Consider the following 21,634-nt stretch of genomic DNA (forward strand, 5'->3'; position numbering starts at 1 on the left):
ACCATGTTGATCCTCGACCGCATTCTCGGCCAGGCCAGCGACCCTGCCCTCGCCGACCGTTTGCATGACCTCAGCCACGCCGGCCAGGTCGAAACCCTCAGCCTGTCGGCCAGCGACATTCAGCGTCATCGCCTGCGCCTGGCCAGTGATCGCGGCACCGACTGTGCGATTCGGCTGCAGCGCCATCAGCAACTGCGTAACGGCTCGGTGCTGATGCTCGACGGCCAGCGCGCCATCGTCGTGCACATGCAGGACGTGCACGTTCTCGACCTGCAACCGCGGGACGCTGCCGCCGCGCTGGAGCTGGGGTATTTCGCCGGCAACATGCACTGGGCCGTGCGCTTTGCAGGCACTACGCTACGGATCCCGCTGAATGGCCCTGAGGCCGATTACCTCGAACGTCTGGCGCCGATGCTCGCGGACGGCCGGGTGCAGCGCCTATGAACGCCGCACCGGCCGAGTTGCGCAGCAGCCTGCTGGCGCTGCAACAGGCCGACAGTTTTTTCCCTGGTGGTGCGGTTGCCTGGTCATGGGGCCTGGAAACGCTGGTGGCCGATGCACGCCTGGGGCAAAGCGCCGCGATGACCGACCCCGTCCCCGCCAGGCGCCGTCAGCGCGGCCTGCCGAATGATCGCAGCGTTCAGGTGCGAGCCTTCGTCGAAGGTCAATTGCGCCATCGCTGGAACAGTTTTGACCGGGTGTTTTTGTGCGCCGCCTGGCATGCAGCGGCTGACCTCGCCGCGCTGATGGACCTGGACAGCCAGATCGAGGCCCTGACCCTGGCAGAGGAACTGCGCCAAGGCTCACGTCGCGTAGGGCAATCGTTGCTCGGCGTGCATGTCGCGCTCGGTACACCCGGCGCTGCCGCTTACCAGCAACACGTGCTCGCCCGAGCAACGCCGGGGCATTTGCCGGTGCTGCAAGGGCTGCTGTGGAAACAACTCGGCATGCAACTCGAGCACTGCCAACTCGCCGCCGCCCATGGGTTATGCACCGGACTGGTCAGCGCCGCTGTGCGCCTGGGTGTAATGGGGCATGTGGACGCGCAGCGGGTGCTCACTGACATCCAGCCCTTGCTCCTGCAACTGCTGGCTCAGGCCCCGCTCGCTCTCGAGGACGCCAGCGGCTTCACGCCCATGGCCGAGATCGCCGTGATGCGTCACGAAACCCAGGACCTCCGTCTTTTCGCCAATTAAGGTGACGGGCACGAACACGCCTGCTGCCGACACAGGAGCTTGAACATGCTGCTGACGCCCACCGAACTTGAGCGGCTGACGCTGTACAGCGCCGCCGAACTCTCGCGCAAACGCCGCGCCAAAGGGCTGCGCCTGAACTTTCCGGAAGCCTCGGCGCTGATTGCCGATGAAATACTCGAAGGCGCCCGTGAGGGGCGCAGCGTGGCCGAGTTGATCGGTTTCGGCTCGACGCTCCTCAACACTGACGATGTCATGCCCGGCGTCGCCGAGCTGCTGCCGGTGCTGCAGGTGGAAGGTACGTTCCCCGATGGCACCAAACTGGTCACCGTGCATCAGCCGATTCGACCCGGCCAGCTGCCGTTGGCCGTCATGCCGACACCTGGCGAAATCATCTCGCCCGAGGGCGATATACAGCTCAACAGCGGTCGCCCCACGACCACCGTACGGGCCATCAATACCGGCGACCGGCCGGTGCAAATCGGCAGTCACTACCACTTTTTCGAAGTCAACAAGGCGCTGGATTTCCCCCGCGCCGCCGCCTTCGGCATGCACCTGGACATTCCCGCCGGCACTGCCGTGCGTTTTGAACCGGGGGAGCTGCGCGAAGTGCAGCTGGTGCAATTCGGCGGCACGGGGGACATCCACGGTTTCAGCGGTTTGACCAATGGCAACCTGCACGATCCGGCCTGCAAAGCCATCGCGCTCGATCGAGCACGCGCGCAACAGTTCAAGGGGGCGTGACCCATGGCAACGATGACCCGCAAGGAATACGCCGCGATGTACGGCCCCACCATCGGCGACGCCGTGCGCCTGGGGGATACTTCGTTGCTGGCCGAGGTGGAATTCGACCACGCGGTGCCCGGCGATGAGTGCCTGCACGGCGGCGGCAAGACCCTGCGCGACGGCATGGGCCTGATGCCGGGGCATGACAGCGCAGACGGCGCGCTGGACATGCTGATCTGCAACGCGCTGATCATCGACCCGGTGATCGGCATCGTCAAAGGCGACATCGGCATCAAGGACGGCAAGATCGTGGCCATCGGCAAGGCCGGCAATCCGCAGGTCATGGACGGTGTTCATGCGCAGCTGATCTGCGGCGTCGCAACCACCGTGCGCGACGCGGAAGGCCTGATCGTCACGCCCGGCGGGATCGACGTGCACGTGCATTTCGACTCCGCGCAACTCTGCGACCACGCGCTGGCGGCGGGCCTGACGACGCTGATCGGTGGCTCGCTCGGGCCGATTACCGTGGGGATCGACTGCGGCGGCGAATGGAACGTCGGCAAGATGCTGCAAGCCTCTGAAGCCTGGCCAATCAATTTCGGCTTTCTCGGCAGGGGCAATTCCAGCAAGCCGGAATCGCTGCTCGGCCAACTGCGCGGTGGCTGCCTGGGATTGAAGATCCACGAGGACTGGGGCGCGATGCCCGCCGTGATCGATACCTGCCTCAAGGTGGCCGATGAATACGACTTTCAGGTGCAGTTGCACACCGACACCCTGAATGAATCGGGTTTTCTCGAAGACACCCTGGCCGCCATCGGCGACCGCACAATCCACATGTACCACACCGAAGGCGCAGGCGGCGGCCACGCCCCGGACATCATCAGCGTGGCGGGAAAAGCCAACTGCATCCCCTCCTCGACCAACCCGACCAATCCGTACACCGTCAACACCTTCGACGAACACCTGGACATGATCATGGTCTGCCATCACCTCAATCCGGACGTGCCGGAAGACGTGGCGTTCGCGGAGTCCAGAGTGCGTCCGCAGACCATCGCCGCCGAAGACATCCTGCACGACACCGGGGCGATTTCGATCCTCGGCTCCGACAGCCAGGGCATGGGGCGCATCAACGAGGTGATCTGCCGCACCTGGCAACTGGCCTCGAAGATGAAAGACCAACGCGGCCGTCTACCGGAGGAAACAACCCGATTGGGCGACAACGAACGCATCAAGCGTTACATCGCCAAGTACACGATCAATGCGGCGCGGGTGTTCGGCATCGACAGTTACATCGGCTCGCTGGAGCCGGGCAAGATCGCCGACCTGGTGCTGTGGCGCCCGGCCTTTTTTGGCATCAAGCCGGAGCTGGTGGTCAAGGGCGGCTTTATCGTGCACGGCGTGATGGGCGACTCGGCAGCCTCGCTGTACACCTGCGAACCCCTGGTCATGCGCCCGCAATGGGGCGCCTTTTGGTGAGGCCAAACAGGCGTTGTCGGTGAATTTCGTCAACCGCCTTGCGCTGGAGGCCAATACCGCCGAGAAACTGGGCCTGAAAAAAGCCCTGTTGCCGGCCTTCGGCACCCGCACGCTGCGCAAGTCCGACATGCTGCACAACGACGCCTGCCCGCACATTCGCGTCGACCCCCAGACCTTCGATGTGTACGCCGACGGTGAGCGCCTGACCTGCGAGCCGGTCAGCGAAGTGCCCTTGGCCCAGCGCTACATGCTGCGCTGATCACCGCCTATAAAAGGAACCTGATAATGAGCACTGCACTCAATGCCATACCCCAGCCGCAAGCCCACCCCGGCGCCGCGCGCGTCGGGATCGGCGGCCCGGTCGGTTCGGGCAAGACACGCCTGCTGGAGCAACTGATTCCGCGCTTCATCGCGCGCGGCACCGAACTGGCGATCATCACCAACGACCTGGCAACCCGCGAGGACGCCGAACGGGTGCAGCGCAGCGGCCTGATCGATCCACTACGGGTGCTCGCGGTGGAAACCGGCGCCTGCCCGCACACGGCGATCCGTGAAGACCCGACACTGAACCTGCAAATGGCCGACGAACTGGAAACGCGATTCGAGAACCTGGACCTGATCCTGATTGAGTCCGGCGGCGATAACCTGGCCTCGACCTTCTCGTTGGATCTGGTGGATTACTGGATCTTTGTGATTGATGTTGCCGGCGGCGATGACATCCCGCGCAAACGAGGGCCAGGCGTGTTGAGCTGCGATCTGCTGGTGGTCAACAAATATGATCTGGCGCCCTATGTGGGCGTGGATCTGCCCCGCATGCGTCGCGAATCAGCCGAAGCCCGCAACGGCCGGCCCGTGCTGTTCACCAACTGCGCGACGGGCGACGGGGTCGACGCAGTAGTCGACGCCATCAGCCGTGCCGTGTTGTTTGACCGACCATGAACGCACCGCAGGAACTGCTTCGCCCGTTGCTTGCCCCGCCCCAGGCATCGGCGCCGGTGCAGGCCCGGATTGCCTTCAGCAAAGCGCCGTCCGGCGCCAGTTATATCAGCGAGCAACGCGTGGGCTATCCCTTTCATTTGGGCCGCACCCTGAAGCTGCCGGACGACCCGAAAGGCATGGCCGCCGTGTATGTGCAGTCGTGCTCGGGCGGGATTTTCGCAGGGCAGGATTTGCAGATGTACCTGCATGCCGGGCCGGACACTCAAGTCCATGTCAGCACTGGCGCGGCGACGGTAGCGCACAGCATGCTCGAACAATCGGCACGCCAGGTCGTCAGCCTCACCGCCGAACGCGGAGCATTACTGGAATACCTGCCAATGGCGACGATCCTGTTTCCCCAGGCAAAACTGCACAGCCAGGTGAGGGTGAATCTGCACCCGGGCGCCAGGGTGATGCTGTGCGACGCGTTTTGCCTGCACACCCCTCAAGACAGTGCCGGCCTCTTCGATGTCTACCGCGCCGACCTGGAAGTGCGCTGCCCGGCAGGCCGGTTACTCGCTGGTGATCGCCTGGCGCTGAACGGCCAAGACCTGCTGCGGCAATTACCGGGCGTCAGCCATGCCTTCCAGACCCTGGCGACATTTATGCTCGTGGGTCAGGGTTTGCCTGTCGAAGCGCTGAAAACCGCCTTGCGCAATGCCCTGCCCACTCACCCCGACTGCTACCTGGGTGTCAGCGCATTGCCCAACGATTGCGGGATTTCATTACGCATCATGACCCTTGATGCCGTGTCACTGCGCAGCAGCCTTCATAAAGCCTGGGCGTGTGTGCGTAAGCATCTGACCGGCGTGGCACCGCGTATGCGTCGCAAATGAGCGCTGATTGCAACTTTGATCCGGATCACACCCACCCCTCCAGTCGCAACGTGGACCGAACCAGCCGTTGCTCTTCGCTTTCAATTTCCCTGAGGTTTTCGCAGATGCTCTGGATGTGCGCGATAGCCGCCTTGCGCGCCTGCTCTGGCAGGCGCCCGGTCACGGCGTTATACAGCCGGGCGTGTTGGCGGTCGATCTGGCGCTTCTGCGGTTCACGGTGATAGAGGTTGTTGACCGAGGCGAAGACGGTGTTGAGCAGCAAGTCCGTCAGCGAGCGCAAGGTCTGCACCAGCACCGGGTTGTGCGAAGCCTCGCAGATCGCCAGGTGGAACGCATGATCGAGCCGCGCATGTTCGGACGCCTCCAATGAATGACCATTGGCACCGAGCAATGCCTCATAAGCGCGAGTGATCAGGACAAAATCGGCGTCGGTGCCACGCAGGGCCGCCAGGCGGGCGGATTCGCCCTCGAGCAGGCTGCGCACCTCGAATAAATCGTAGAGCGTTCGCGGCTGCGAGCTGAACAGGTGCAGCAGCGGTGACGCCAAGCCCGGCCCCGACAGGTCGGCGACGAATGAACCCTTGCCTTGCTCGGTGTTGATAATCCCGCGAGCGCGCAACACCTTGAGTCCCTCGCGAAGGGCGGTACGCGAAACGCCGAGTTTTTCCGTCAAGCGCCGCTCCGAAGGCAACAGTTGCCCGGTCTTGAGCACGCCGTCGACGATCAGCCGCTCGATGCGCTCACAGACCACGTCGGCGACTTGCAGGCTACGGCCCGTTCCTGTGTTGTCCATGCAATCTCCAACTGGTATGACCAGCTTCCGTGCCCGACTCACTACCGTTAAAACACGAGACTAATTCACTGTTTTTGCTGTTCTTTTTTAAAAAAATAACAAAACAACGATCAAACAACTGGTTCGACCAGCCCACCAACCCATAGACAGTAAAACGCCTCAGGCGAATGATGCAAGCCAGCTGCATCGGAACAGACCTCGAATAAAAACAACTGAGGGTCGCCTACCGACTATGAACATTCTCTACGATGAACGCGTCGACGGCGTCCTGCCTGACGTCGATAAAGATGCGCTGCTGCACGCCCTGCTGGCTCGGTTGCCTGATCTGGAAATCCTGCACCAGCGCGAAGCGCTCAAGCCGTACGAATGCGACGGCCTCTCGGCTTATCGCACCACGCCCATGCTGGTGGTGCTGCCGCGCCACATCGATCAGGTCCAGGGCGTGCTTCGGCTCTGCCATGAGTGGAAGGTGCCAGTCGTCGCTCGTGGCGCGGGCACGGGTTTGTCCGGTGGCGCGCTGCCGTTGGAAAAAGGCGTGCTGCTGGTGATGGCGCGCTTCAACAATATTCTGCACATTGACCCCGCCGCCCGCACCGCCCGGGTTCAACCGGGGGTACGCAACCTGGCGATTTCCCAGGCGGCGGCGCCGTTTGGCTTGTATTACGCGCCGGATCCTTCCTCGCAGATCGCCTGTTCCATCGGCGGTAACGTGGCGGAAAACGCCGGTGGCGTGCATTGCCTGAAGTACGGTTTGACCGTGCACAACCTGCTCAAGGTCGACGTGCTAAGCGTCGACGGCGAACACCTGAGCCTGGGGTCCCAGGCCCTCGACTCTCCGGGCTTCGATCTGCTCGCGTTGTTTACCGGCTCCGAAGGCATGCTCGGGGTGATCACCGAGGTCACGGTCAAGCTGCTGCCTAAACCGCAAACGGCCAAAGTGCTGCTGGCAGCCTTCGATTGCGTCGAAAAGGCCGGCCGTGCGGTGGGTGACATCATTGCCGCCGGCATCATCCCGGGCGGCCTGGAGATGATGGACAACCTGGCCATTCGCGCCGCCGAGGACTTCATTCACGCCGGATACCCGGTGGACGCCGAAGCGATTCTCTTGTGTGAACTCGATGGCGTGGAAGCCGACGTCCACGCTGACTGCGACCGTGTGCGCCAAGTGCTGGAACAAGCCGGCGCCACCGAAGTGCGCCAGGCTCGCGACGAGGCCGAACGCGTGCGTTTCTGGGCCGGGCGCAAGAATGCATTTCCGGCAGTGGGCCGCCTCTCCCCGGATTATTACTGCATGGACGGCACGATCCCGCGCCGCGAACTGCCTGGCGTGCTACACGCTATCGCGGCGTTATCGACCGAGTACGAGCTGCGCGTGGCCAATGTCTTTCACGCCGGCGACGGCAACATGCACCCGCTGATCCTGTTCGATGCCAATCAACCGGGCGAACTCGACCGCGCCGAAGCCCTGGGCGGCAAGATCCTCGAATTGTGCGTGAAGGTCGGCGGCAGCATCACCGGAGAACATGGTGTGGGCCGCGAGAAGATCAATCAGATGTGCGCGCAGTTCAATAGTGATGAGCTGAGCGTGTTCCACGCCGTCAAAGCCGCATTCGACCCAGGCGGATTGCTCAACCCAGGCAAGAACATCCCGACGTTGCACCGCTGCGCCGAGTTTGGCGCCATGCATGTTCATCTGGGTCAGATGCCCTTCCCCGAGCTGGAGCGATTCTGATGCACAGCGAACACGCTATCGACGCCAGCGCAGCGCTGCTGGAGCAGGTCAACCAGGCGCTGGCCAACGCCACGCCGCTGCGGATCCAGGGTGCCAACAGCAAGGCGTTCCTTGGACGCGCAGTCACCGGTGAAGTCCTCGACACCCGCGCCCACCGAGGCATCGTCAGCTACGACCCGACTGAACTGGTGATCACCGCCCGTTGCGGCACGCCATTGGCGGAGTTGGCAGAAGTGCTGGACGCCTCGCAACAGATGCTGCCGTGCGAACCGCCCGCCTTCGGTGAACACGCCACCGTCGGCGGCATGATTGCCTGCGGACTCTCGGGGCCACGGCGTCCCTGGTCAGGGTCGGTCCGCGATTTCATCCTCGGAACACGGCTGATCACCGGCCAGGGCAAGCATTTGCGCTTCGGCGGCGAGGTCATGAAGAACGTCGCCGGCTACGATCTGTCGCGCTTGATGGCCGGCAGTTACGGCGCGCTTGGGGTGGTGACCGAAGTGTCTCTCAAGGTCCTGCCCAAACCACGGCAAACCTTGAGTATCAGCCTGGCGATGGACGCCGACCGTGCCTTGCTGCGCCTGGCGGAATGGGGGCAGCAACCGCTGCCGATCAGCGCTGCGTGTCACGATGGCCAGCGCCTGCACCTGCGACTCGAAGGGGGCGAAGGCTCGGTGGCGGCGGCCCATGACCGCTTGGGCGGCGAGTGGCTGGACGCTGCCTACTGGCAAGACCTGAACGAACATCGGTTGAGTTTCTTCGCTGAGGATCAGCCTCTTTGGCGCCTGTCCCTGCCGCATAACACGCCCCGATTGTCGCTGCCAGGTACGCAATTGATCGACTGGGGTGGCGCCCAGCGCTGGCTCAAATCCGATGCCGACGCGAGCGTCATTCGCTCGGTGGTCGAAAAAGCCGGCGGGCATGCGACCTGCTACCACCCGGGCCTGATCGACAGTCCCTTCCAACCGCTGCCCGACACGTTGATGCGCTACCACCGGAATCTGAAGCAGCAACTCGATCCACGGGGCATCTTCAACCCCGGTCGCCTGTACGCGGAGCTTTGAACCATGCAGACCACCTTGAGCGAAGACGCCCGCCGACTGCCTCGCGCCGAAGAGGCCGAACGCATCCTGCGCAGTTGCGTGCACTGCGGTTTTTGCAATGCCACCTGCCCGACCTATCAACTGCTGGGCGATGAGTTGGATGGCCCGAGGGGACGCATCTACCTGATCAAGCAGGTGCTCGAAGGCAATGAAGTCACGCGCAAGACCCAGGAACACCTGGACCGTTGCCTGTCTTGCCGTAACTGCGAAAGCACCTGCCCCTCCGGCGTCGACTATCACACCTTGCTCGACATCGGCCGGGCGGTGGTCGACGCGGCAGTGCCGCGCCCCCTCGGCCAGCGTTTGCTGCGCGAGGGGTTGCGTAGCGTCGTCCCCAATCCCGCGCTGTTCAACGTGCTGATCGGCAGCGGCCAGCTATTGCGGGCGTTGTTGCCCAATACCTTGCAGGCCAAGTTGCCGCGCCGCGTCTACCCGGTCAAACCGCGCCCGACCATGCGCCACGCCCGTCAGGTCTTGATGCTTGAGGGCTGTGTGCAGCCGAGCCTGTCACCCAATACCAATGCAGCCACGGCGCGGGTGCTGGATCGACTGGGGATCAGCGTCATACCGACCCGCGAGGCAGGCTGCTGCGGTGCGGTGGATTATCACCTCGACGCTCAGGCGGCCGGCCTTGAGCGTGCCCGCCGCAACATCGATGCATGGTGGCCGAGCATTGAAAGCGGTGCCGAGGCCATTGTGCAAACCGCCAGCGGCTGCGGGGCCTTTATCAAGGATTATGGCCACCTGCTCAGCACCGACCCGGCGTATGCCGACAAGGCGAAAAGGGTCAGTGCCCTGGCCAGGGACCTGGTTGAAGTGCTGCGCGGCGAACCGCTGGATAAGCTCGGCGTACACGGCGATCAGCGCCTGGCATTCCACTGCCCGTGCACGTTGCAGCACGCGCAAAAACTCGGCGGTGCCGTTGAAGCCATGCTGACGAGCCTGGGATTCAACCTGACCACTGTTCCCGACAGCCACCTGTGCTGCGGCTCGGCGGGCACGTATTCGCTGACCCAGCCCGAATTGTCGCGACAACTGCGCGATAACAAACTCACTGCGTTGGAAAGCGCACACCCCGACGTCATCGTCACCGCCAATATTGGCTGCCAGTCCCACCTCGACGGAGCGGGACGCACCCCTGTCAGGCACTGGATCGAACTGGTCGAGGCCGCACTGCCCTCACCCAGTACTGGAGAATCCCCATGAAAACCAAAGCCGTACTGTGCCAGACCGAAGTCAGCCAAATCCTCGCGGCTGCACGCACCGAAGCGCACAGCAATCAATGGGCCGTGACCATCGTGATTGTCGATGACGGCGGCCATCCCCTGGCCCTTGAACGCCTTGACGGCTGCGCCCCGGTCAGTGCCTACATCGCCATCGAAAAGGCCCGCACCGCGGCGCTGGGTCGGCGTGAGTCCAAAGGGTATGAGGAGATGGTCAATGGCGGGCGCTACGCGTTTTTGTCAGCGCCCTTGCTGACCTCCCTCGAAGGCGGCGTGCCGATCATCGTCGACGGCCAGGTAATCGGTGCCGTCGGTGTGTCCGGGGTCAAGTCCGGCCAGGATGCACAGGTGGCCAAAGCCGGGGCGCAATGCCTGAATTGAATCGGGCGTTATCGGCACGCTCCCACACTGCTGCCTGATGCCGTTCCGTTAAGGGAGAACACCGTACCTGTGGCGAGCGGGCTTGCCCCGCGTTGGGGTGCGTAGCAGCCCCTGATGAAGACGAATGCGGTGTATCAGGCACGCCTCTGCGCCTGGTTTTGGGGCTGCTACGCACCCCAACGCGGGACAAGCCCGCTCGCCACAACAAGCCCGCTCGCCACAGGTTTCTTTGCGCTCTCCCGGACAGGGTTCAGCCACGGCGGCCTTAAGCAAGCGTCAGGAACAGCGCCGAGGTCCAGACCCGAGACTGGTCGCGTTGGCGTGCGCAGATGAACAACGGATGCTCGCGCCCCGGTTGCAGATTGAGTGGTGCCAGCTCGATCTTGCCCTGCAACTCGCGAGGCAGCGGTTCGGCGGTGGTCCTTTCCAGGGAGACTTTCAGCTCAGCCCCTGGCAACTCTTCGATCACCTGGGACTGCGCCAGCAGTTCCTCGCCGGACAGTTCCATCAGCACCGTCGGCGCATGCACGTAGGGCTGCGGTTCGGACGGATCGCCGACCTTGATGTAGTTGTCGATGCGGCTGCGGACCTGCAACGTCGCGCCGGCCAATTGCGACAGGTCGATTTCGATACTGTCGGTGTCACCGTTGGTGTCGGTGCGAAAGGCCAGGGTCGTGGCGTCCTTGCGCCATACGGTTTGCTCCGGGTGATCGAGGCCCAAGGCGCGAAAGCCGTTGATGACCGCTCCCGTCACGCGAACCTCGCCGGTCCAGTAGGCGCCGCGATAGCGGTCCTTGATGCGCGCGCCCCCGAGGCGCAGCCGGATGCGTTGGGCGGAAAAACCCAGCTCCTGGTGCAGATTGCGCGACCAGATCAGCTTATCGCCATCGAACAGGTCCACCTGCTCCCAGCCCGCCTCGCCCAGCAATCGATAGTCCAGCGTCGCATTAGAATCGGCGGTGAAGACCTCACCCATGAAGTGCTGGCCTTGGCGCAGGCTGGCAAATGCACGCTCGCCCGTCGTGGCAAAGGTGCGACGCGCGCGAAGAGCCTTGCCCACACTCGCTCGGTCGAAAGCGTCGGCAACCACACCGGTCAACCCACCGCGAGAGCCAAACACGGCCGTGGCCGGTACACCGCCGCCGCAACGGCCCTGATGCTCATCGCTGTTCGCCGCGGCGCCGACCCGATAGCCACGCTGAAGGGCTTCGGCGTAGACCCAATGGAACTGGCCCCAGGCCGAGCCGACTTCGATCAAGCGTTCCAGCTCCGGGTGGTGCCAGTCGAGGTTGCACCGGCGCCCGCCAACATGGGGCATCATCAGGTGGCCTTCCGGGTCTTTCGCATAGGCCGCGTACAACTCGTCCACCGGCCAGGCGCCCGGTTTGATGGTGCCGGCAGTGAACTCGTTCCACTCAAAGGAGCGCACCAAGCGCCCTTGGTTGTCGAACGGAAACTCGGGCTTGCGATCATGCAGGAACACCACGTTGCGGTCGCCGCCCGCGCAGGAGTTGCCGCACCACTCGGTGCCGGGGTAGCAGACGAAGCGGCCGGGCTCGTTGAGTTCGTGAATCAGCTTCACCGCCTGATCCCAGCGTTGCTCGGTGATATTGAAGTCGTTGGCGGTGTAGCCGAGCACATCGAGGCCGGCGACATCGCGGCCGTAGCTCAGGTTGTAGAGCGTGTCGTTGGTGCCCACGGTGTCATCGGAGTGCACATGCAGGTCGGCGTACAGCGGGCGCAATGCGCTGCCGGCCGGGTCGACCGTGACAAAAACCTGGGCGCCACGCACGCCAGGCGCGTGCACCTCGGCGGACAAACGCCACTCGCCCACCGCCCCGAGGTCAAACCCCTCGAGCCGCACCGTCGCCCACCCTTCACTCGCCAGGGTAAACGCTTGTTGGCGCGCACCGCCTTCAGGGTCAACCAGGGTCAGCACACCGTTGAGCGGCAGGTTGCGGCACGTGTTGCCCCAGGCATCGTCCACCCGCAGCAGCACGTCGAACGCCTCACCGGCGCTGACCAGGCGCGGCACAATCAACTGCACACTCTGCGCCGGTCCCGGCACGATGTTCAGCAACGGATCGCCTGGCACCTCGGCAAATTTCGAGCTGCCCAGGGGGTCGATAAACAGCCGGAAACGGAAGTCTTTCTCGACGAAACTCTGCACCCGCGTGCCCGCGCCGCCCTGGCGACGGTCGCCCAAACGGATGGTGATTGTGTCGCCGGGATTCAGGTAGCCATCGATGATGTCGATGATGATCGCTTTCTGGAACGGCCGTTCGTGGCCCTTCTGGTCGAAGCGCACTTTCAAGTGCTGCACGGTGGCCTGGCTCTGCCCGGGGACCAGCTCGCCCGCCTGATACTCGGCGCTGACGTAGTTGGGACCGGCCGGATTCGAGGTCTGGAACAGTGCCCAATCGGAGTAGAACTTGAACGCCAGTTTCAACCAGGCGCCATCCGCCAGGCCGCTGCCGCCGACCTCGTAGACCAGGGTGATTTCATCCCATTGCCCGGCAATCAGCGTGTCTCGGTCACAGTCGATGCTACCGAGGAACGGGCGTTTCTTGTTGCGTTCGTAGAGGCCTTGGGGGGCGATGTAATGCCCGGCTTCGCGGGGATCGAAAACGTTACTCACATGACACCTCGTGCAGTGGTCCACTGAAGGTTTGAAGGCAACAGGCGGTGCTTATTGCACGCGCCATTTTTGGTAGTGGCGCTCGATGCGCCGGAACACAAAACTCTCCATCAGCCAGGCAATCAGGCCGATCAGCACGATGCCCAGCAGCACCTGGCTGCTGTTGCCGATCTGCCCGCCGGTAGAGACCATCCAGCCGATGCCCTGGGAGGCGCCGATCATTTCTGCGGCGACCAGTGCCCGCCAGCCCTGGCTGAACCCGATGCGCAAGGCCGCCGTCACGAAGGGCAATGAGGCTGGCAGGTAAACGTGGGCCAGCAATTGCCAGGGATTGGCGCCCAAGGTGCGTGCCGCACGGACTTCGCCGCCGCGAATGCCCTGCACACCCTCCTGGATGGTCACCGCCATGGGGAACATCGCGGCAATGAAAATCACCAGCACAATCGAGACATAACCCAGGCCGAAAATGATCATGATCAGCGGCGCCCAGGCAATCGGTGGGATCGCCATGAACAGGCTGTTGAGCGGCGAGATGAAATCGCGAAAGCGAGAAGACAAGCCACCGGCGGTGCCCAGCACAATCGCGACAACCACCGCCGCGCAGAAACCGCCGACCTCCTCCAGGACGCTCGCCCTGAGGTGCTGCCACAGCGAACTGTCGCTGAGCCAACGCACGGCTTCGCGCGCCACATCCCAGGGCTGCGGCAGGATGTAGGTGGGAAAGCGGCTGGCCAGGGCCATCCAGATCAACAGCAGGAATGGCAGCGAAGCCCATCCCCAATTCGGTTTTGGCAAGGACATGACAGGCTCAGACTCAGCGCGAGGCTTTTTCCAGGTAGGCGGTATCCACGATCTGCTCGGTCTTGAGCGTGGTGTCGATAAAGCCCAGGTCGTGGGAATAATTCATCAGGCGCTGGATGAATTGGATGTCCGCAGGCTGCAAGTCCGCCGACCAGCCCAACCGCGTGCGCGCCTGGGCGACGATGGCCTCCGGGGCAATGGTCTTGCCGTCGGGCCCTTGTACCGCTTCAAGCTTAAACGCCTCGGCGATGATGCGATTCGACTCGTCGGGATGCTCGTTGAGGAACGCGATGGCCTTGCGGTGCGCACGCAGCAACTTGACCACGTCGTCCGGGCGTTCCTGCAAGGTTTTGGGCAGCGCGATCACCACGTACCACGGGTAGTTCGGCAGCGCCTGGTTGACGTCAAGCAGAATCCGGCTCGACCCGCGCAGCAACGATTGGCTGACAAAGGGTTCCCAGGAAAACGCCGCGTCGACGATGCCGCGCTCCAGCGCCGCGTTCATGTTGCCGGGTGGCATGTCGATGATGTCCAGGTCCTTGTCCGGGTTGAGCCCGGCGTTTTCTTTCAGCACATAGCCGCGCAACAGCACGTCCATGCCACTGCCCTTCTTGACCCCGGCGAGCTTTTTGCCCTTGAGCTGCTCCAGGTGGTTGATCGGACTCTTGGCATCGACAATCACCGCCGCCTGACCGTAATTGACCTTGGCCAGAATCCGGCTTTGCAAGCCGCGGGAGAACCATTGGTACACCGGCGGCGTGCCGACATAGGCCACGTCCAGCTCATTGGCGGCCAGCGCCTGCTGGATCACCGGGCCATCGCCCAAAGCCTTGAGGTCGACATTCAAGCCTTCCTCGCGGTAGTAACCCTGTTTGTCGGCGATCAGCGCCGGGGCGTTGGCCATGGCGAACACATACCCCACGCGCAGGGGTTTCTCTTCGGTGGCCACGGCACCTGTGCTGCTTGCCAAGGCGGCAACAGACAAGGAAAGAGCAAGCAGCGAACGTTTGATCATGCGGTTAACTCGGGTTGACGGGTGGGGTTAGCGATGGCTTCGGCCGCGCCCATGACGTGGGAAATGCGCTCCATCAGCTCATTGCGGTAATCGAGAAACGCCGGCAGGCGCCGGGTTTTCAGGTTGGAGCGCGGGCGCGGCAAATCAATATCCAGTTCGCTATGGATACCGCCGGGGGCGATGTTGAGCACGATGACCCGATCGGCCAGGAACACCGCTTCGTCGATGTCGTGGGTGATGAACAGCACGGTCTGCCCCAGCTCGGCCCAGATCCGCAGCGTCTCTTCATTCATGCTGTTGCGGCTGATCGCATCCAGCGCGGCGAAGGGTTCGTCCATCAGCAATACGCTGGGCTCCAACGCCAAGGTCCTAGCCAGGGAGACGCGCTGCTGCATGCCACCCGACAGTTGATGGGGCAAGCGTTGCGCCGCGCTCTCCAGACCGACCAGACGCAAGTACTGCAACGCCTGCGCGCGCTGTTGATCCTCGCTGAGCTGCGCCGTCATCCGCAGGCCGAAACGCACGTTCTCCAGCGCGCTCAACCAGGGAAACAGCTGCGGCGCCTGAAACACATACCCCAACTCCGAGCGCTCCGGGCGCACCGCGCTCTGGTTGATGCTGATCTGGCCGCTCTGGGGTTGCTGAAATCCCGACAACAGATTCAGCAGCGTGGTTTTTCCGCAGCCTGACGGCCCGAGGATCGCGACGAATTCGCCCGGCTTGGCGTTCAGGCTGAAAGCGTTGAACACCGGATGCCCGTTGGGGTAGCTGAAACTGATGGCATCGACCGTCAGGGCGTCGGCTTGCGGCGGTGCGTAAGGCAAGGAGTCGGGCATGGCAAGTATCGTCAGGTCGTTTACAATGGGAATGCCTGACATAATACGTATTAATACAAGTTGTCCCAATAACCTATTTTTATAACCTTAGAAGTGAAGGCGCACCGCCCCACTCCAAGGCCCCTGGAAACCGACCGTGCCCACGTCCATTCTTCGCGACAGCACCACCTCGCTCTATGAACAGATCGCCCATCGTTTGCTGGAAGAGATACAGCGCGGCGATTTCGAACCCACCGGCAAACTGCCGTCAGAAGCCGAACTGGGTGAGCGCTTTGGCGTGAGTCGCGTCACCGTGCGCCTGGCAGTGGGCAAGCTCAGCGACGACGGCGTGGTGGAGCGCAAGCAAGGCAAAGGCACGTTCGTCGCCGCGAAACAGGTGCGGCATGGCCTGGATGCGTTGCGCAGTTTCCATGAAGCGTTGTTATTGCAAGGGCTCAAACCGAGCATGCAGGTGATCAACCACACGCTGCAGCCCGTTCCGGAAGCCTTGAGGGGATTGTTTGAAGCAGCCCACGATTGCCTGCTGCTGGAGCGCCTGCATTTCGTGGATGACGAACCCATCGCCCTGGGCCGCAGCCATCTACCGGCCGAATTGGCCGGCGTGGTCTGGACGGACGTCGAGCATCAACCGATCTACTCGATCCTGGAATCGATCACCGGCCTGGCCGTCACCCGTGCCGACCTGGCCATTCGTGCGCAAACGGCCGATACCAGCCTGGCCAGCACCCTGCACGTCAAACGCGGCACCGCGCTGCTGGTGATGGAACGCACCTCTTACTTTGCCGACGGTCGCTGCTGCGACCGCACCACCTTCTTTATCCGCCCGGAACGCTATGCGTTTGTGCTCAGCGGCGTGTTCAAATCCGGCCCCGCCAAATAGAGAGAAGGTACGCGGCGCTGGGTTTCCTAGCGATAGCCCCGCGCCTGAACGTCGAACAGCTCGGCATAACGTCCCCCCGCAGCCATCAGTTGGGTATGGCTGCCCTCCTCCAGCATCTGCCCGCGTTCCAACACAATAATGTGATCGGCACTGCGCACACTGGAAAAACGGTGGGAAATCAGCAGGGTCATGCGGCCCCTGGCATGCTCACGGAAGTGCTCGAACACTGCCGCTTCAGCCCCGGCATCCAGCGCGGCAGTGGGTTCATCGAGGATCAGCAGATCGGCATCCTGACGCATATACGCCCGCGACAAGGCCACTTTCTGCCACTGCCCACCGGACAGTTCCTGGCCTGCAAACCAGCGTCCCAACTGGGTTGAATAGGTATGGCTCAAGCGCTCGATAAATTCGGCCGCCACACCTTGAGTGGCAGCGCTGCGCCAGCGTGCCTGGTCGTCCAGGGCGTCGACATCACCGACTCCCAGGTTCTCGCCGACGGTCATCTGGTAGCGGATGTAGTCCTGGAAAATAACGCCGATGCGCTGGCGCAGAGTGTGCTCGTCCCACTCCTGCAGGTCGCTGCCATCCAGCAGGATGCGGCCCTCATCCGGGGTATACAGGCGGGTCAGCAGTTTGATCAGGCTGGTCTTGCCGGAGCCGTTTTCACCCACCAGTGCCAGGCTTTTCCCCGGTGCCAGGTGCAGGCTGATATTGCGCAGCGCGGCAGATTCAGCGCCTGGGTAGGTGAACCCGACCTGCTCGCAGCGCAGGCCATCGCCAGGGCGCGCCCCCTGGGTGAGCCGGCCGTGCGGCGTGATCACGGGGGTTTCAAGGTATTCATACAGGTCCGAGAGGAACAAGCTGTCGTCGTACAGCCCGGCAATTGCGCTGAGGCTGGCGGTGATTGCAGCTTGCCCCTGCTTGAACAGCACGATGTACATGGTCATCTGGCCGAGGCTCGTCTGGCCACGCACGGTGTCGAGTACCACCCAGGCGTAGGCCAGGTAAAACGCTGCGGTGCCCAGCAGGCCCAATGCAAAGCCCCAGGCGTCGCGGCGCAGCGTCAATTCGCGGTCCTCCGTATACAAGCGCTGAGCGTTGTCGCGATAGCGCTGGAGGAACAGCGGTGCCAGGCCAAACAGCTTGACCTCCTTGGCATGGGACTCGTGGGAGAGCAAGGATTCCAGGTAGTTCTGCTGGCGCGTCTCCGGTGCGCGCCGGTGGAACAGGCGGAACGCGTTGCCAGAAAAATGCGTCTCGGCGAAGAACACCGGCAACGCACCGACCACCAGAATCAACAGGGCCCACGGCGAAAAGTGCACCAACAGGACAGCAAAGCTGACCAGCGAAATGAGGTTCTGCACCAATCCCAGTCCTTTCGTCACCAGGCTCAGCGGGCGCGTCGAAGCACCCTGGCGCACGCGCACCAGCTTGTCGTAGAACTCAGCGTCTTCAAATTGCAGCAGCGAAAGGGTCTGGGCTTTCTCCAGGACCATCAGATTGACCTTCACGCCCAACTTCACCCGCAACAGCGACTGCTGCATCGACAGCGCCCGTTGCGCAGCCGCCAACAACGCCAGCACGCCGGCCTCGGCCAACACGTAGCGCATCACTGGCCACACGGGTGCCTGGCTGCCGGCCGCATGAACCTGCATGGCGTGGACCACGGCATCCACAATGCGCTGACCAATCCAGGCGGCCAGGGCGGGCAGAAGCCCGGCGACAATCGTCGCCAGCAACAGCCCCATGAACAGTGGCCGTGAGGTTTCCCACACCAGTCCCAGTGCCCTGCGCGCCTGGATGGAAAACGCGCTCAATCGATTGAACAGCACCATGAATGGCACGGGCTCCTTGAGGTGGGTATGACGGCCAAGTCTCTCACATCTCCAGGTACTCCATGGCGCCCCTAAGCGCCATAGGTATCTAAACAACTTTGGCGTGGCCCTGAACCTGTGGCGAGGGAGCTTGCTCCCGTGACGGCTCGGGAGCCGACGACTCTCTAACTGATGCACCGCCCGCGTTGGGCTGCGAAGCAGCCCCAAAACCAGCCTCTACAGAGTGTCTGATACACCGCGTTCTTCTTTACTGGGGCTGCTACGCAGCCCAACGCGGGATAAGCCCGCTCGCCACAACAGCCCTATCTGCCGGGCGTTCAGCGTTGAGCCAAAGTTGTGTAGATACCTATGCCCTAAGCGCTGACAACCCGGTTGCGCCCATTCTGTTTGGCGCTATAGCTGGCCAGGTCGGCACGGCGCAGCAACTCTTCGGTGCTGAGGCCTGCCGCCCAAGTGGCGACACCGAAACTGGCGGTAACGCGGCCGGCGATGGCGATCTCGTGATTGGCCAAGGACTGGCACAATGCGTTGGCCAATTGTTCGGCGTTTTCCTGTGAGGTGAACGGACACAGGATGGCCAGCTCTTCACCGCCGACCCGGCAAAACACATCGCTGGCACGCAAGCGTTGGCGGATCACGGTGCAGGTTTGCTTGAGTACCGTATCACCCACCTCGTGGCCGAATCGGTCGTTGATGGATTTGAAGTGATCGAGGTCAAGCATGATCAATGAGAAACCGGCGGCGTAACGCTTGCCGGTGTCCACCAACTGCTCCAGCGAACTCATAAAGTGACGACGGTTATAGATACCGGTCAACTCGTCGGTGATGGCCTGCGTTCGCAGTTTTTCTTCGCGATCCTTGAGCTCGGTGATGTCACTGAACGAACCATACCAAACGCATGTCTCGTCCGCCTGGCGCTCGGCGTAGGCCTCTCCGCGCAACCAGCGCAGCCCTTTGACGGGCAGCAACACGCGAAAATCGCAGGTCCAGCCGCCGCCGGTTTCCACCGACGTGTCCGTGACCGCCCTGATCAATGGCAAGTCATCGGGGTGCAAGCGCTGGAACAGCGGGCTGCCCTTGAATTCGACACCGACGACCGCTTCAGGCTTGAGCTCGAACACATGTTCAAGGCTAGGGCTGCAAAACGAAAAGTAACCCTCACCCTTTGCGCTCATGTGGTACTGGTACAGCACGTTGGGGATGCGCTGGGTCAACAGCGCCAACAGGGCTTTGCTTTGCTGGATCCGCTCAAGTAACTCGAGACGCTCACTGACGTCGATGATCACGCTGACGTGTTCGACCTCGCCACTGCTCGCGTCGCTGAATCGGGCGTGGCGCAGCTCACCGGTGAACTGGCTACCGTCCTTGCGCTGATAACGCCACTCCACGGCTTTGCTGGAGCCCATGTCATCAAGGGCGAGCTGGCCGATCAGTTGTTTGTCGGTGAGGGTTTGAAACGCCGGGTCGGCGCAGGCGCGACGTTTATTGATGTATTCCTGAACATGGAGCACTTCGACGTTATTTCGCCCCTGCATCTCTGCGCGGCTGAAGCCGAACAAGGCCTGGGCACCGTCGCTGAACAGCTTTATCCGACCCTGGGGGTCAGTGGTGACGACCGCCACCTGGGTCGCGACATTGATCAGGTTGGTGATGCGGGCGTTCAAGAAACTGATCTGCTCGTTCTGTGCAATCAATTCGTCGAACTGCGCTTGCGACTGTTTCTGGAAGTAGCACGTGGAGGCACAGAGCACGCCCAGAAAAAGCGTTTGAGCAATCAGGATCAGTTCCACATAACCGTTGGCCGGGGTCTGGTCGGGAAGCCAGACCAGCATCAGCGTGGCACTCAGACTCAGCACCAGGCAGAACGACAACCCAAGCAAAAAACCACTGCTTTTGAGAGGTTTGATCGGGGGATTCATACGCACCTGTAAAATGACCTGGAGGCTGTTAGCGCAAGGCCTTGCTGGCGCTTCGGGAGCAAGTATCTCTGAGGCCACAGACGGATAGCCAGCAACTTAACCGTTTCAGCTCATCTATTTTATCGAGTAGGACGCCAATGAAACCCGCCGTTTTGCGGGCCCCGTCAGTTGCGCGGCAAGAGCGTATGAGGCGCAACACCAAACGCCTTGCGAAAAGCGTGGCTGAAGTGGGAGAAATCGGAAAACCCGAAGTCCAGTGCGGCTTGGGAAACGCTGCGCACCTGGCCGCACTCGATGGCCGCCCGGCTGGCGTTCAGCCGTTCTTTCCAGATCTCTGCGACCGGGCTTTTCTGGTGACGGGCGAATGCACGGGTCACTGTTCGGGTGGAGACGTGGTGGGCTTGGGCGATCAGTTCGATCGACAGTTCTCGTTCGCTCAAGTGGTGCTGGATGTAGGTCATTATCCGCGCGTAAAGATCCAGCTCCTGGTGAGTCGTCTGCAGGTCCTGGAGTTCCAGGCTGATCACGAGCAGGTCGATTATCGTGTTGGAGTAACGACTGCAAATGCCTTCGTCTTGCAGAAGCATCGGCGTGTTCGCCATCTGGCGCAGCATCTCGCGCAACGGGACCACACCTGGGCGGCGGTCATCCAGCACCATTGCGGTGCAATCCGCCACACGCGGCAGGCGTTGAGTCAACAACTGCCGAGGGATGCGCATCAAGTGGTTTTCGCTCCCCCCCAGGCTGAACCGGAACGGCCGGGTTGCGTCATAAAGGAACAAATTACCGGCCCCCAGTGTGGCCTTGCGCCCCTCTTGTTCAAGTTCGCCATACCCATTGAGCGTGAAGCCCAGCCACAGGTCTTCTGCGGGGCCACTGCGTAAATGCCGCTCGGAACGGACCCAATGGTGCAGTGGGGATGACAGCCTGGAGACATCCAGCGCGCCCATGGCGGTGACCTGCAGCGTTCCGTTGAAATCGCTCTGGGTCGAGGGTTTGCTGTCGGCCACAAGACAATGGCGACACACCACTTCTTTCCAGTAATCGAAGCGACGCGGTTGCGAAACGGCAAGGGTGGAATAGTGATTGTTCTGAGCCATGGCACTCACCTTGATGCAACGACTTGAAGCAGCGACACGCTGCCAGTCGAGCTTGGCAAGCAAAATTCAGACCACGCCCAATCAAGCCCATCGCCCCCTTCAGCGCTCCTGAGTCCTGGCGTCCGGCGCCTGTCTTTTCCAACCAAACGGTTGTCCTTGCGAACAAAGC

Annotated in this window: 18 protein-coding genes and 1 pseudogene; 11 read left to right on the forward strand and 8 right to left on the reverse strand. The window is 62.4% G+C overall.

Features of this window, described 5'->3' with window-relative positions; all coding sequences use genetic code 11:
* Positions 1 to 3: 3 nt before the first annotated feature.
* The 6 genes and pseudogenes from ureE (at position 4) to FIV39_RS20430 (ending at position 5,209) form a co-directional block, all read left to right on the forward strand.
* The gene (gene ureE / locus FIV39_RS20405; protein ID WP_090404616.1) at positions 4 to 444 is read left to right on the forward strand and encodes an urease accessory protein UreE; all 441 of its coding nucleotides are present in this window, start codon (positions 4 to 6) and stop codon (positions 442 to 444) included.
* Positions 441 to 1,196: an urease accessory protein UreF gene (locus FIV39_RS20410; protein WP_090404619.1), complete on the forward strand. Its 756-nt coding sequence runs from the start codon at positions 441 to 443 to the stop codon at positions 1,194 to 1,196. The genes ureE and FIV39_RS20410 overlap by 4 nt, the downstream gene beginning before the upstream one ends.
* A gap of 45 nt (positions 1,197 to 1,241) precedes the next feature.
* Positions 1,242 to 1,937 carry an urease subunit beta gene (locus FIV39_RS20415; RefSeq protein WP_090404622.1) on the forward strand — a complete coding sequence of 232 codons (696 nt, stop codon included), beginning with the start codon at positions 1,242 to 1,244 and terminating at the stop codon, positions 1,935 to 1,937.
* Between the two features lie 3 nt (positions 1,938 to 1,940).
* Positions 1,941 to 3,654: pseudogene (ureC, locus tag FIV39_RS20420) on the forward strand (urease subunit alpha).
* Positions 3,655 to 3,680: 26 nt separating this feature from the next.
* On the forward strand, positions 3,681 to 4,334 hold the full coding sequence (gene ureG / locus FIV39_RS20425) for an urease accessory protein UreG (RefSeq protein ID WP_090404625.1): 654 nt from the start codon (positions 3,681 to 3,683) through the stop codon (positions 4,332 to 4,334).
* Positions 4,331 to 5,209 carry an urease accessory protein UreD gene (locus tag FIV39_RS20430; protein WP_090404627.1) on the forward strand — a complete coding sequence of 293 codons (879 nt, stop codon included), beginning with the start codon at positions 4,331 to 4,333 and terminating at the stop codon, positions 5,207 to 5,209. Before ureG ends, FIV39_RS20430 begins: the two co-directional genes overlap by 4 nt.
* Positions 5,210 to 5,234: 25 nt before the next feature.
* On the opposite strand, the gene glcC is transcribed toward FIV39_RS20430, so the two are convergent.
* Entirely contained in the window at positions 5,235 to 6,002 is a 768-nt protein-coding gene (gene glcC / locus FIV39_RS20435; RefSeq protein WP_090404630.1) for a transcriptional regulator GlcC, read from the reverse strand.
* A 232-nt stretch (positions 6,003 to 6,234) separates the two neighbouring features.
* Here glcC and glcD point away from each other — a divergent pair, with 232 nt between their 5' ends.
* From glcD to FIV39_RS20455, 4 genes are read left to right on the forward strand one after another with little or no spacing between them, the layout of a single operon-like run.
* Positions 6,235 to 7,734 carry a glycolate oxidase subunit GlcD gene (glcD, locus tag FIV39_RS20440; RefSeq protein ID WP_090404633.1) on the forward strand — a complete coding sequence of 500 codons (1,500 nt, stop codon included), beginning with the start codon at positions 6,235 to 6,237 and terminating at the stop codon, positions 7,732 to 7,734.
* Positions 7,734 to 8,798 (forward strand): glycolate oxidase subunit GlcE, encoded by a 1,065-nt coding sequence (gene glcE / locus FIV39_RS20445; RefSeq protein WP_090404636.1) that lies wholly within the window; start codon positions 7,734 to 7,736, stop codon positions 8,796 to 8,798. The genes glcD and glcE overlap by 1 nt, the downstream gene beginning before the upstream one ends.
* Before the next feature lie 3 nt (positions 8,799 to 8,801).
* On the forward strand, positions 8,802 to 10,043 hold the full coding sequence (gene glcF, locus FIV39_RS20450) for a glycolate oxidase subunit GlcF (RefSeq protein ID WP_090404639.1): 1,242 nt from the start codon (positions 8,802 to 8,804) through the stop codon (positions 10,041 to 10,043).
* Positions 10,040 to 10,441: a heme-binding protein gene (locus tag FIV39_RS20455; protein ID WP_090404645.1), complete on the forward strand. Its 402-nt coding sequence runs from the start codon at positions 10,040 to 10,042 to the stop codon at positions 10,439 to 10,441. Before glcF ends, FIV39_RS20455 begins: the two co-directional genes overlap by 4 nt.
* Positions 10,442 to 10,706: 265 nt before the next feature.
* On the opposite strand, the gene FIV39_RS20460 is transcribed toward FIV39_RS20455, so the two are convergent.
* From FIV39_RS20460 to FIV39_RS20475, 4 genes are read right to left on the reverse strand one after another with little or no spacing between them, the layout of a single operon-like run.
* Positions 10,707 to 13,079, reverse strand: coding sequence for a CehA/McbA family metallohydrolase domain-containing protein (locus tag FIV39_RS20460; RefSeq protein WP_090404647.1), 2,373 nt, complete (start codon positions 13,077 to 13,079; stop codon positions 10,707 to 10,709).
* A 51-nt stretch (positions 13,080 to 13,130) separates the two neighbouring features.
* Positions 13,131 to 13,880 (reverse strand): ABC transporter permease, encoded by a 750-nt coding sequence (locus FIV39_RS20465; protein ID WP_090404650.1) that lies wholly within the window; start codon positions 13,878 to 13,880, stop codon positions 13,131 to 13,133.
* A gap of 13 nt (positions 13,881 to 13,893) precedes the next feature.
* Complete coding sequence (locus FIV39_RS20470) at positions 13,894 to 14,895, reverse strand: ABC transporter substrate-binding protein (RefSeq protein WP_090404653.1); 1,002 nt, start codon at positions 14,893 to 14,895, stop codon at positions 13,894 to 13,896.
* On the reverse strand, positions 14,892 to 15,731 hold the full coding sequence (locus tag FIV39_RS20475; RefSeq protein WP_090404656.1) for an ABC transporter ATP-binding protein: 840 nt from the start codon (positions 15,729 to 15,731) through the stop codon (positions 14,892 to 14,894). The genes FIV39_RS20470 and FIV39_RS20475 overlap by 4 nt, the downstream gene beginning before the upstream one ends.
* A gap of 136 nt (positions 15,732 to 15,867) precedes the next feature.
* Here FIV39_RS20475 and FIV39_RS20480 point away from each other — a divergent pair, with 136 nt between their 5' ends.
* A complete protein-coding gene (locus tag FIV39_RS20480) occupies positions 15,868 to 16,611 on the forward strand; it encodes a GntR family transcriptional regulator (protein WP_090404659.1) in 744 nt (247 codons plus the stop codon).
* A 26-nt stretch (positions 16,612 to 16,637) separates the two neighbouring features.
* Here the strand turns inward: FIV39_RS20480 and FIV39_RS20485 are convergent, their stop codons facing one another.
* The 3 genes from FIV39_RS20485 to FIV39_RS20495 form a co-directional block, all read right to left on the reverse strand.
* A complete protein-coding gene (locus tag FIV39_RS20485) occupies positions 16,638 to 18,446 on the reverse strand; it encodes an ABC transporter ATP-binding protein (RefSeq protein WP_090404662.1) in 1,809 nt (602 codons plus the stop codon).
* Positions 18,447 to 18,799: 353 nt separating this feature from the next.
* Positions 18,800 to 20,365, reverse strand: coding sequence for a sensor domain-containing diguanylate cyclase (locus FIV39_RS20490; RefSeq protein WP_090404665.1), 1,566 nt, complete (start codon positions 20,363 to 20,365; stop codon positions 18,800 to 18,802).
* A gap of 164 nt (positions 20,366 to 20,529) precedes the next feature.
* Complete coding sequence (locus FIV39_RS20495; protein ID WP_090404668.1) at positions 20,530 to 21,465, reverse strand: AraC-like ligand-binding domain-containing protein; 936 nt, start codon at positions 21,463 to 21,465, stop codon at positions 20,530 to 20,532.
* Between the last annotated feature and the right edge of the window lie 169 nt (positions 21,466 to 21,634).

It is taken from the genome of Pseudomonas grimontii (assembly GCF_007858185.1).
GTDB classification, from domain to species: domain Bacteria; phylum Pseudomonadota; class Gammaproteobacteria; order Pseudomonadales; family Pseudomonadaceae; genus Aquipseudomonas; species Aquipseudomonas grimontii.